We start from the raw sequence: 11231 nt of genomic DNA, 5'->3' as shown, positions 1-11231 counted from the left end.
GGCTGAAGCAGGGACCGATCAGCCTCGGAGCGCGTCGGCGAGCGCGTCCACGACCCGCTGCTGCTGGGCGGGGGTGATCTGCGGGTAGAGCGGAAGCGACAGGATCCGGTCCGCCGCCTTCTCGGCGTTCGGGAAGTCGCCCCGGGCGTAGCCGAGATGGCGGTACGCCGCCGTGAGGTGGACAGGGGCGGGATAGTGCACCCCCGCGCCGATGCCCTCCGCGTTGAGCTTGCCCACGACGTCGTCGCGGTCCGCCCCGGCGACCTGGACGACGTACAGGTGCCACACGTGGACGTTGCCCGCTGCCGTCGTCGGGAGCACGACCCGCCCGGTGGCCGCCAGGTCGGCGAGCAGCGCGTCGTAGCGGGCCGCGGCCGCCCGCCGGGCCGCGTTGCCGTCCGCAAGCCGCGCCAGCTTCGCCCGCAGGACGACGGCCTGCAGCCCGTCCAGACGGCTGTTGAACCCGGGCACGTCGTGGCGGTACTTGGCGACGCCGCCGTGGTTCGCGATCGCGCGCACCAGGCCGGCCAGCTCCTCGTCGTCGGTCAGCACCGCGCCCGCGTCGCCGTAGGCACCCAGGTTCTTCCCCGGGTAGAAGCTGGTGGCCGCGATCCCGCCACTGCCCGGCGACCGGCCGTCGCGGGTCGCGCCCTGGCACTGCGCGGCGTCCTCGACGACCCGTACACGGTCGGGCAGTTGGCCCGCCAGCTCCGTCACGTCGGCCAACTGGCCGTACAGGTGCACCGGCACCACCGCGCGGGTGGCCGGGCCGACCGCGTCCAGCGCGGCCTGAGGGTCGAGCAGATAGCTGTCGGGCAGGCAGTCCGCCAGGACCGGCCGCGCGCCGGTCCTGGCCACCGCGCCCGCGGTGGCGATGAAGGTGTTGGCGGGTATCACGACCTCGTCGCCGGCCGCGACCCCGCTGGCGCGCAGGGCGAGCTCGACGGCGTCGGTGCCGTTGGCGACACCCACGCAGTGCGCGACGCCGCCGAAGTCCGCGTACTCGCGCTCGAACCGGCGGACCTCGTCGCCGCCGATGAACGCGGTGGCGCCGAGGACCCGGTCGAATCCGGCCCGCACCTCTTCGGCGACCTCCTGGTGGGCCGCCGTGAGGTCCACAAGCGGAATCTGGCTCATCTGACCGTTCCCCCCATAGTTCCTGTCACAAGTTCGTCCAGCGCCGGGGCGGCCGCCTCACGCAGTCGCCCGGCCGGGTTCCCGGCCCAGACCTCGCCCGGCGGCACATCGCCGAGCACCGTGCTCCCCATCCCGATCAGCGACCACGCGCCGACCGTCGTGCCCTCCCTGACCAGGGCCCCGGAGCCCACGTAGGCGCCCCTGGCCAGCCGCGCTCCCCCGCCCAGACGGACCCCGGACGCGATCGTGACGTAGTCCTCGACCACGTCGTCGTGGGTGAGCACGACGTGCGGCATCACCGCGACATGCGCGCCCACCCGCACGGCGGCGGTCAGTACGCAGTGCGCGAGCAGGACCGAGCCGCGGCCGACCTCCGAGGTCGCCGACACCACCGCCGTCGGGTGGATCACGCTGGCGTAACGGTCCGCGGGCAGGCCGAGCCTGCGGACCAGACGGGCGCGGGCCGCGTAGTCCCCGGGGTTGCCCACGCAGATCACCACCCGAGCCTCGGGCAGGCCGTGGACCAGGTCGCAACCGCCGAGGACGGTCACGCCGTCGACCTCGGTGCCGTGCAGGGCGGCGTTGTCGTCGAGGTGCCCGAGCAGCTTGACGTCGCCCGCGTCCCGTACGGCCTGTGCGGTCTCCCGGGCGAAGCCGCCCGCGCCGATGATCAGCAGCTCGGTCATCGCGCGGCCTGTTCGCGCAGCACCGCCACCACCCGGTCCTGCTGGGCCCCGGTCATCGTGTGGAACAGCGGCAGGATCAGCGAGTCGCGGCTGATCCGCTCGGTGACCGGCAGCGGCGCGCTGGGGTGATCCTCGTAGGCGGGTTCGAGGTGCGCGGCCATGATCCCGCGCCGGGCCGAGATGCCGGCCACGGCGAGCGCGGCGAGCAGGTCGTCCCGGCCTACGGGGAAGTCCTCGTCCAGGATCACCCAGTAGGACTGGAAGTTGCTCTGCCCGTGCGCGGGATCGCGTACGGGGGTGAGGCCGGGGACGCCCTGCAGCAGCGCGTCGTAACGGGCCGCCAGCTCGCGGCGGCGGACGATCATCGCGTCGAGTTTGCCGAGCTGGACGAGGCCGATCGCGGCCTGGACGTCCGTCATCCGGTAGTTGTAGCCGACCTCGAGATAGCTCTCCAGGACCGGCTTGTCGCTCGCATGGCGCTCCGCCGCCGAGGCGTTCATCCCGTGCTCGCGCAGCCGGCGCAGGCGTGCCGCCCACCGGGCGTCGTCGGTGGTGACCATGCCGCCCTCGCCCGTGGTGACGACCTTGCGGGGATGGAAGGACCAGGCGGCGATCAGCGCACCGTGCCCCACGGGCTTGCCGCCGACGGTCGAGCCGATGGCGCAGGCCGCGTCCTCGACCAGGGGAAGGTCCCAGTCGGCGCAGGCGGCGCGCAGGGTGGGCACTTCGGCCGGTACGCCGCCCTGGTGGACGACGAGGACGGCCTTGGTACGGGGGGTCCGGACCGCGTCCACGGTGTCCGTGGTCAGGTTGCCGGTGGCGGGGTCGACGTCCGCGAACACGGGCTCGGCCCCGACGTAGCGCACGGCGTTGGCGGTGGCGATGAACGACAGCGAGGGCACCACGACCTCGTCGCCCGGCCCCAGCCCGAGCGCGACGAGCCCCAGGTGCAGGGCGGTGGTGCACGAGCTGACCGCGATGGCGTGCTCGGCGCCCACCCGTTCCGCGAAGGCCCGCTCGAACGCGGCGACCCGGGGCCCCTGGGCCACCCACCCGGACAGCACCGCGTCGGAGGCGGCCTTGGCCTCCTCCTCGCCGAGCCAGGGGATCATCACCGGGATGCGGTCGGCGCTCATCGCGAGGCCTCCTCTGCGGCGGCCGCGTCGGCGGCGCGCTCCGCACGCCACCACTCCACCAGGTCCCGCAGCCCCGTGCGCAGGTCGATGCGCGCCGTGAAGCCGAGCCGCCGGGCGGCCTGGGTGGTGTCCGCGAGCCGCCGGGTCACCCCGTTCACCGCGCGGGCGGGCCCGTGCACCGGTTCCAGGTCCGACGCCCCCATCGCCTCCAGCAGCCCCGTGGCCAGCTCGCGCAGCGAAGTCTCCCTACCGCTGGCGACGTTGAACACCTCGTCGGTGAGATCCGACTCGGCGGCCAGCACATTGGCCCTGGCGATGTCCCTGACGTCGACGAAGTCCATGGTCTGCGTGCCGTCGCCGAGGATCAGCGGCGGCTCCCCCGCCTCGATGCGCTCCATCCAGCGGATGAGCACCTCGGTGTAGAGGCCGTGGATGTCCATCCGGGGGCCGTAGACGTTGAAGTACCGCAACGCCACATAGTCCAGTCCGTACATGGTGTGGAAGCTGCGCAGCATGCCCTCGTTGAACGCCTTCGCCGCGCCGTAGAACGTGTCGTTGTTGTACGCGTGATGGCGCTCGGTCGTCGGAAAGGTCTCGGCCATGCCGTAGACGGACGCCGAGGACGAGGCGATCACCTTGGCCACCCCGGCCTCGGTCGCCGCCTCCAGGACGTTGAAGGTGCCGTCGACCATGACCTCGTTGGCCAGCCGGGGTTCCTCCGCGCACTGGGTGATGCGTATCGCGGCGAGGTGGAACACCAGATCGGCGCCCTCGGTGACCTTCCGTACGGTGGCGGCGTCCCGGATGTCGCCCTCGACGACCTCCACGACGCCGCTGGGGAGGGCCTGGGCGAGGTTGGCCATCCGCCCGCGCACGAAGTTGTCGAGCACGACGATCTCGCGGGCGCCGCCCTCGGCCAGGAGGTCGACAAGATTGGAGCCGATGGTGCCCGCTCCTCCGGTGACCAGGATCTTCTTGCCTCGTACGCTGCTCAACTGCACTTCCCTCTCAGTGAAATGGAACCGTCAACGCCCGGCACGGAGGCCGACGACCGCGCCCCGGAATTCCAGACTCCGGGACGCCGCCTCGAGAATGTCCAGCACTCGCAGTCCCGCCCGGCCGTCGGTCAGCGGCGCCCGGCGCTTCCTGATCGCGTCGGCGAACTCGTCGACCATGCTGCGCAGCGCTTCCTTCTCGCCGATCGCGGGCGCGACCATGTCCCCGGAGCGGTACGAGATGAGCATCTCCCTGCGCTCGTCCGCGCCGATCTCCTGCGGCGCTGCCAGGTCCACCCCCCGGTCGTAGATCGCCACGCGCTGGACGGGGTTGAGGTCGTCCCAGATCAGGGTGCGTTTGGCGCCGCCCACCATGGTGGTCCGCACCTTGGTCGGCGACAGCCAGTTGACGTGCACGTGGGCGATGGCCCCCGTGTTGAGCTGGAGCGTCAGATAGGCCACACAGGCCTGTCCCGCGCCGATCGGGTCGGCCCCGTGGGCGGCGACGGCGACCGGCTCGACGTTGTCGGGGAGGATGAAGTCCAGGATCGACAGGTCGTGCGGGGCCAGGTCCCACATGACGTCGATGTCCTTCTGGACGAGCCCGAGGTTGATCCGCACCGAGTCGACGAAGTGGATCTCGCCGAGTTCGCCGGAGCGGACCAGCTCCCGGATGCGGGCCACGGCAGGCGTGTAACAGTAGGTGTGATCGCACATCAGGGTGAGCCCACGCGCTTCCGCCTCGGCCACCAGGCGCATCCCGTCGGCGTACGTCGCCGCGAGCGGCTTCTCCACGAGGACGTGCTTGCCGGCGCTCAAGGCGGCCAGGGCGATGTCGAGGTGGGTTCCGGCGGGCGTGGCCACGGCGACGGCGGCCACGGAAGGGTCGGCGAGGACGGCCGCGTAGTCCGAGGTGGCCTGGACCGTCGAGTAGCCGCCGAGGACCCGCTGGGCCCGGTCCACGTCGAGGTCGCACAGCCAGCGCAGCCGGAACTGCGGGCTGGCCTGGAAGTTGCGTACGAGGTTGGGGCCCCAGTAGCCGGCCCCGACGACCGCGACCCCCAACGGCTCCGTGGTCTGCGTCACTGTGTTCCTCTCCCCTTGGTCCATCAGTAGGCCCCCGTTCCTCGCACCACTGCAGACCCGGTGCGCATCAGGATCAACAGGTCCAGGCTCATCGACCAGTTGTCCACGTATCCGAGATCGAGCCGGACCGCCTCGTCCCAGGGCAGGTCCGAGCGGCCGCTCACCTGCCAGAGCCCGGTGAGGCCGGGCTTCACCAGCAACCGCCGCTTGACCTCGGGCGGGTACTCCTCCACCTCCTCGGGCAGCGACGGGCGGGGGCCGACGAGCGACATGTGGCCGCTGACCACGTTGAACAGCTGGGGCAGTTCGTCGAGTGAGCAGCGGCGCAGCACCGAGCCGACCCGGGTGATCCGCGGGTCTTGTTTCACCTTGAACAGCAGGCCGTCGCTGTTCTCGTTGAGGTGCGCCAGTTCCGCCCGGAGAGCCTCCGAGTCCTGCCGCATCGTGCGGAACTTCAGCATGGTGAAGTGGTCGCCGTACCGGCCCACCCGCCGCTGCCTGAACAGCGCCGGCCCGGAGCTGTCCAGCCGGACGATCAGGGCGATCAGCAGCATGGGCAGCGCGAGGACCACCAGGAGCGCCCCCGCGAGCGCCCGGTCCAGCAGTTCCTTGGGCAGCCGGGAGATCCGGGAGAGGTTCGGCGCCTGTACCCGCACCAGCGGCACCCCGTTGGTGGGCCGTACCGCCAGCCGAGGGGCGGACACGTCGGCCAGCACGGGGGCCAGCAGGAAGTCGACGCCCTGCACGGCCGCCGTCCAGGACATCCGGCGCACGACGGAGGCGTCGAACTCGGGCGCCGGCAGCGCCACCACGGTGCTGATGCCCATGGCCCGGATGACGTCATTCATGTTTCCGACGTCGCCGAGGACGGGGAGCCCCGACTTGCGGATCTCCGCCGCGTTTTCCGGATCGCTCAGGCACACCCCGGCGACCTGCAGTTCCTGTACGCCGCCGCGCCGCAGCACGGCGACCAGCTCCACGATGCCGCGCGACGGCCCGACCAGGAGCGTGGCGCTCCGGTCCCGGCCCCGCGCCCATCGTCTGTGCAGCCGGCGGCGGAGCGCGTAGCGGACCGGCAGGGCGATCGCGGCGGCCGGAACCGCGGCCACGGTCATGTCATGGAGCAGCCCCAAGTCGTGCGCGAACAGCCAGTACGCGCCCGCGGCCAGCGCCGGCAGTGCGACGGCGCCGCGCAGCACCCGCAGGTACTCCTCGGTCCCCAGGCCCAGGGCACTGCGGTCGTAGGAGCGGTGGGCGAGCATGGCCGCGATCCACGTCGGGGGCAGTATCAGGGCCACCGCCCAACGGCCGTACGCCGCGTGGATCAAGAAAGCCGCGGCAGCGGCTGCGAAGCCGTCCGCGACCAGCAGGACTATTCGGTACTTCCGTTCCCAGCGTCTTCGGTGAGCTTCTGGAGTTCTCTGCTCCCCAACCAGTAGCTCATGCGTGACCTCAATGGTCATGCCCCCCCCACCACATGCGCGGTTACCCCTGACCGAACGAAACCGGGCATACGGTTGCAAGTCCGTAGCCCGGGGTGGATCAGCACCGATGTGTCGTCCACACAGCGGCGCTGGAAAACGAGAGAGCTTCAGCGGTTCCCCAACCGCCTCATGCTCCCCGCATGTTGGTTACTACCTGTTTCGAATCCTGTTCACAACGCCGTTCCGTGACATGCCATCAAGAGCAAGTTCCCCTCCCAAACCGGTCCGGCGGCCATCAATCTAGACCACTGGACGCAGTCACGGGAACAGTTGGACGAAACACACACCGCTATGGCGACACCGACGGCATACTGCCCAGGTGACGAGCATCGTGATCCCGGCCCACAATGAGGCGCGAGTCATCGGCCGGCTCCTCGATTCACTGCTGGCCGACTCCTCGGAGGACGAGACCGACATCGTGGTCGTGTGCAACGGCTGTACGGATGACACCGCGCACATCGCGGCCGCTCGCGGCCCGCGCGTCCGGGTGGTCGAGATCCCCACCCCTTCCAAGCACGCCGCCCTGCGGACGGGCGACGAGCACGCGCGCGGCTTCCCCCGCCTCTACGTGGACGCCGACGTCGTGATCGCGGGCGCTGACGTACGGGCGCTGACCGAGCCCCTGAACGACGAAGCCTCGGGCATCCTCGCCACCGCCCCCGAACGGCAGATCCCGCTGACCGCCTGCGCATGGCGGGTACGCGCCTACTACCAGGTGTGGCAGCAACTCCCCGCCGTACGGGAGGGATTGTTCGGCCGAGGCGTCATCGCGGTCTCCAAGGCCGGGCACGCACGGATCGCCGCACTGCCGCCGCTGATGGCGGACGACCTGGCAGCGTCCCTGGCGTTCGCCCCGAAGGAGCGGCTCGTGGTCGGCGCGGCCAGTGTCGTGGTCCACCCGCCGCGCACATGGCGGGACTTGGTCAAGCGGCGGATCCGGGCCGCGGTGTCCACCGCCCAGGTCGAACAGCATCAGAAACCGGAAGAAGCTTCGGCGCGCACGAGCAAGGCAGATCTCAAGGCCCTGCTCCACAGGGAGCCGAAGCTGTTCACGGGGGTCGTAGTCTTCGTCGCGGCGGCGCTTGTCGCCCGGCGGGGGGCCAGAAAGTCCATCCGGGCACAGGACTTCGGCACCTGGCTACGGGACGAGAGCAGTCGGCAGAACTGATCGCACCGCACCTGGAGTCCTTGATCATGTATCTCACCGACCGCTCCACGCCTCCAGGGGCGGACACCGAACAGGGCCGAAGACGCGGCCCGGGGTCCAAGGTCGCCCCGGTCGTGCTCGTGCTGGGCACCGTCAGCCTGATCACCGACATCTCCTCGGAGATGGTCACCGCCGTCCTGCCGCTCTACCTCGTCACCCAACTCGGCTTCAGCCCGCTGGGATTCGGCACCCTCGACGGCGTCTACAACGGCGTCAGCGCGCTGGTCCAGCTCACCGGCGGCCACCTCGCCGACCGAGTGCGCAACCACAAGCTGATGGCCGGGCTCGGCTACGGTCTGTCCGCGCTGTGCAAGCCGCTGCTCCTGCTCGCCGGCAGCCTCGGCACGCTCGGCACGGTCCTCGCCCTGGAACGGACGGGCAAGGGCCTGCGCACCGCCCCGCGCGACGCGATGATCTCCCTGTCCACGCCGCCCGCGAACCAGGGCCGGGCCTTCGGCGTGCACCGGGCGATGGACACCACCGGCGCGATGCTCGGCCCGCTGGCGGCCTTCTTCATCCTGCGCGCGGCGGCCGACGGCTACGACGCCGTGTTCGGCGTGAGCGCGTGCGTCGCCGCGCTCGGCGTGCTCGTGCTGGTGCTGTTCGTACCCACCAGGCAGCAAGGTGCGCAGACGGTCGACGCAGGTGTGGCGGACGGCAAGCGGCCCGTCCGCGTACGCGAAGCGCTGGCACTGCTGCGCCTGCCACGTCTGCGGGCGCTCGCCGGCTGTGCCGCGCTGCTCGGCCTGACCACCGTGAGCGACGCCTTCGTCTACCTGCTCCTGCAACGGCGTGCGGGCATCGGCGAGCAGTGGTTCCCGCTGCTGCCGCTGGGCACCGCCGTCGTGTTCCTGCTGCTGGCCGTGCCCGTCGGCGCGCTGGCCGACCGGGTCGGGCGGCGCACCGTGTTCCTCACCGGGCATGTGGGTCTGCTCACCGCCTACGCCCTCCTGCTGTGGGCCCCGGCCACGCCGGTCCTTCCCTGTCTCGTACTCGCTCTGCACGGCACGTTCTACGCGGCCACCGACGGAGTGCTCCCGGCCACCGTCGCCGGCATCGTGCCCGAGCAGCTGCGCGCCAGCGGCCTCGCCATCGTCGGCACCGGCCAGGCGCTGGCCCGGTTCTGCTGCTCGCTGGCGTTCGGCGCCGCCTGGACGGTGTGGGGAGACGGCCCGGCTCTGGCCGGCTCAGCGGTCGGCCTGCTGTGCTGCGCGGCCGTCGCGGGCATGGTGCTGCGACCGGCCGGCGGGACCCGATGACCACCACAGCCACAAGGATCCAGATGACACCGCTGCGCCGCCGCCTGCTCATACTCGTCACGGCGGTGCTGCTCCTCGCGGGCCTCGGGACCGGCATGGTCCTGCACGCCGCCTCCCGCGCGGATCAGGCGAACCAGCCGCAGTCGGGCGGCCCCGCTGTCAGCGGGGGCAAGTTGACACTCGACCGGAAAGGCCGCCTGACATTCCTCAACGCGGCCGCCGGCCCCCACCGCACCGCGGTCACCTCGGTCCCGTCCACCGATCCCAGGGGCAGGCGGATCGCCTCAAGCCTGAAGTGCGCGCGCTTCTACGCGGCGGCAGGCACGGGCATCTGCCTCCAGTCCGTCCCCGGCGTCCTCAAGCAGAGCAACCGTGTCCTGCTCCTGGACGCCGACCTGCGCACCCTGCGCACCTTCCCGCTCGCGGGCACCCCCAGCCGGGCCCGGGTCTCGCCCAGCGGCCGGTTCGTCGCCTGGACCGTCTTCGTCTCCGGCGAGTCCTACTCGTCCGCCTTCTTCTCCACCCGGACCTCGATCCTGGACACCCGCACCATGCGGCTCACTCCCAGCCTGGAGACGTTCTCCGTCCGCCTGGACGGCAAGCCCTACCACGCTTCCGACATCAACTTCTGGGGCGTCACCTTCGCCTCCGACGACGACACTTTCTACGCCACCCTCAACACCGCGGGCCGCACCTACCTGGTACGGGGTTCCCTCTCCCGGCGTACGGTCACCACCCTGACCCAGAACGTGGAGTGTCCCTCGCTCTCCCCCGACGGGACCCGCGTCGTCTTCAAGAAGCGGGTCCTGTCCGGTACTGCCCTCTGGCACGAGTACGTCCTCGACCTGAACACCCTTCACGAAACGGCGCTCGCCGAACGCCACAGTGTCGACGACCAGGCCATCTGGCTCGACAACAACACCGTCGCCTATGCCCTCCCCACCGATGGCAAGGTCGGCAGCAGCGACCTGTGGAGCGTGCCCGCGGACGGCACAGGCTCCCCCCGCCTGCTGGTCGCGGGTGCTTCCTCCCCGGCACCGCTGTAGACCGGGATCGGCTCACCGCTCAGCGGGACGCGTAGGGCAGCAGAGCGCGCTTCCCCGGACGGACAGTGGGCGGGCTCGTCGCGAGCCCACGCCGACCACGCGCATCGGCGCGCGGCCACTCGAAGGGCCGCGTGCCGATGCCGCAGACAGATTCGGCAGGAAGTCAGCGGTAGAGCGGGGGCCGCTCGGTCAGGTCGACCTCGACGCGGCGGCCCTCCACCTGGGCGCGGACCCCCGCCTCGCAGACCGCCGCCGCCGCATAGCCGTCCCAGACGCTCGGCCCGGCGACCTCGCCGCGCCGGGTGGCGTCGACCCAGGCCTGCACCTCCCGGTCGTAGGCCTCCGCGAAGCGCTCCACGAAGTCCTGGGCGATGGTGCCGCCCCAACGGCCCGCCGCATGGGTGACCATGGCATGCCCGTCACCGATCCGGGCGGTGCCCCGCTCGCACACCGCCTCGGCCTGCACCTGGTACCCGAAGCCGCAGTTGACGAAGATCTCGACGTCGACGAGCGCGCCGCCGTCGGTCTCGAAGACGACGAACTGCGGGTCCGAAAGGCCGGCCGGGGCGTTGTCCGACGGTGTCGGGCGCAGCACCGTCACCGCCGTGATCTCCTGGCCGAGCAGCCAGCGCGTCACGTCCATCTCGTGTACGACCGAGTCGTTGATGAGCATGGCGTCGGTGAACCCGGGCGGGCTGGCCGCGTTGCGATGCCGGTTGTGCAGCATCAGCGTGCGGCCCAGCCGGCCGCTGTCCAGCAGCGCCTTGAGCTTGATGTACTCGGCGTCGTAGCGGCGCATGAAACCGACCTGGACGCGCCGGTGCCCCAGCCGCTGCTCGGCCTCGAGGATCCTGAGCGCGGAGGCGGCGTCGGGGGTGAGCGGCTTCTCGCACAGCACCGGCAGGTCGTGCTCGAAGGCCGCGAGCAGTGCGGCCTCGTGCGCGGGGCCGGGAGAGGCGATCAGTACGGCGTCCACGTCGGCGGCGGCCATCGCGGCGGCCGGTTCCGTGTAGGCGGTGCAGCCCTCGACGCCGGCGGCGACGCTCTTGGCCCGTTCCGCGTCGACGTCCACGACGGCGGTCACCCGCGCACCGCTGGTCACCTCGCTGATGCGGCGCACATGGTCGGCGCCCATGCGTCCCGTCCCTATGACGGCGACTGCGAGCGTTCCCCGCTGAGTCATGGTGGTTGGTCG

Annotated in this window: 10 protein-coding genes; 3 read left to right on the top strand and 7 right to left on the bottom strand. The window is 71.4% G+C overall.

All coding sequences use genetic code 11. The features are described from left to right. Window positions 1-18 precede the first annotated feature (18 nt). The 6 genes from ACZ3TS_RS05600 to ACZ3TS_RS05575 are packed head-to-tail and all read right to left on the bottom strand — an operon-like array spanning window position 19 to window position 6503. Window positions 19-1137, bottom strand: coding sequence for a DegT/DnrJ/EryC1/StrS family aminotransferase (locus ACZ3TS_RS05600; protein ID WP_467613882.1), 1119 nt, complete (start codon window positions 1135-1137; stop codon window positions 19-21). Then, a complete protein-coding gene (locus ACZ3TS_RS05595) occupies window positions 1134-1823 on the bottom strand; it encodes an acetyltransferase (protein ID WP_467613880.1) in 690 nt (229 codons plus the stop codon). Before ACZ3TS_RS05595 ends, ACZ3TS_RS05600 begins: the two co-directional genes overlap by 4 nt. After that, window positions 1820-2959, bottom strand: coding sequence for a DegT/DnrJ/EryC1/StrS family aminotransferase (locus ACZ3TS_RS05590; protein ID WP_467613878.1), 1140 nt, complete (start codon window positions 2957-2959; stop codon window positions 1820-1822). The genes ACZ3TS_RS05595 and ACZ3TS_RS05590 overlap by 4 nt, the downstream gene beginning before the upstream one ends. Continuing rightward, window positions 2956-3960 carry an NAD-dependent epimerase/dehydratase family protein gene (locus ACZ3TS_RS05585; RefSeq protein WP_467613876.1) on the bottom strand — a complete coding sequence of 335 codons (1005 nt, stop codon included), beginning with the start codon at window positions 3958-3960 and terminating at the stop codon, window positions 2956-2958. The genes ACZ3TS_RS05590 and ACZ3TS_RS05585 overlap by 4 nt, the downstream gene beginning before the upstream one ends. A gap of 24 nt (window positions 3961-3984) precedes the next feature. Further along, entirely contained in the window at window positions 3985-5040 is a 1056-nt protein-coding gene (locus ACZ3TS_RS05580) for a Gfo/Idh/MocA family protein (RefSeq protein ID WP_467613874.1), read from the bottom strand. A 23-nt stretch (window positions 5041-5063) separates the two neighbouring features. Then, a complete protein-coding gene (locus ACZ3TS_RS05575; RefSeq protein ID WP_467613872.1) occupies window positions 5064-6503 on the bottom strand; it encodes a sugar transferase in 1440 nt (479 codons plus the stop codon). A gap of 340 nt (window positions 6504-6843) precedes the next feature. On the opposite strand from ACZ3TS_RS05575, the gene ACZ3TS_RS05570 reads away from it, so the two are divergent. The 3 genes from ACZ3TS_RS05570 to ACZ3TS_RS05560 are packed head-to-tail and all read left to right on the top strand — an operon-like array spanning window position 6844 to window position 10036. Further along, window positions 6844-7692 carry a glycosyltransferase family 2 protein gene (locus ACZ3TS_RS05570; RefSeq protein WP_467613870.1) on the top strand — a complete coding sequence of 283 codons (849 nt, stop codon included), beginning with the start codon at window positions 6844-6846 and terminating at the stop codon, window positions 7690-7692. Between the two features lie 26 nt (window positions 7693-7718). Beyond that, the gene (locus ACZ3TS_RS05565; RefSeq protein WP_467613867.1) at window positions 7719-8990 is read left to right on the top strand and encodes an MFS transporter; all 1272 of its coding nucleotides are present in this window, start codon (window positions 7719-7721) and stop codon (window positions 8988-8990) included. Then, window positions 8987-10036, top strand: a complete 1050-nt coding sequence (locus ACZ3TS_RS05560; RefSeq protein WP_467613865.1) for a TolB-like translocation protein — start codon at window positions 8987-8989, stop codon at window positions 10034-10036. The genes ACZ3TS_RS05565 and ACZ3TS_RS05560 overlap by 4 nt, the downstream gene beginning before the upstream one ends. A gap of 163 nt (window positions 10037-10199) precedes the next feature. Here the strand turns inward: ACZ3TS_RS05560 and ACZ3TS_RS05555 are convergent, their stop codons facing one another. Beyond that, window positions 10200-11219 (bottom strand): Gfo/Idh/MocA family protein, encoded by a 1020-nt coding sequence (locus ACZ3TS_RS05555; protein WP_467613863.1) that lies wholly within the window; start codon window positions 11217-11219, stop codon window positions 10200-10202. Between the last annotated feature and the right edge of the window lie 12 nt (window positions 11220-11231).

It is taken from the genome of Streptomyces sp. NPDC022910 (assembly GCF_055561075.1).
Note: the sequence above shows the minus strand (reverse complement) of the source record. Positions and strands in the feature narration are given on the sequence as shown.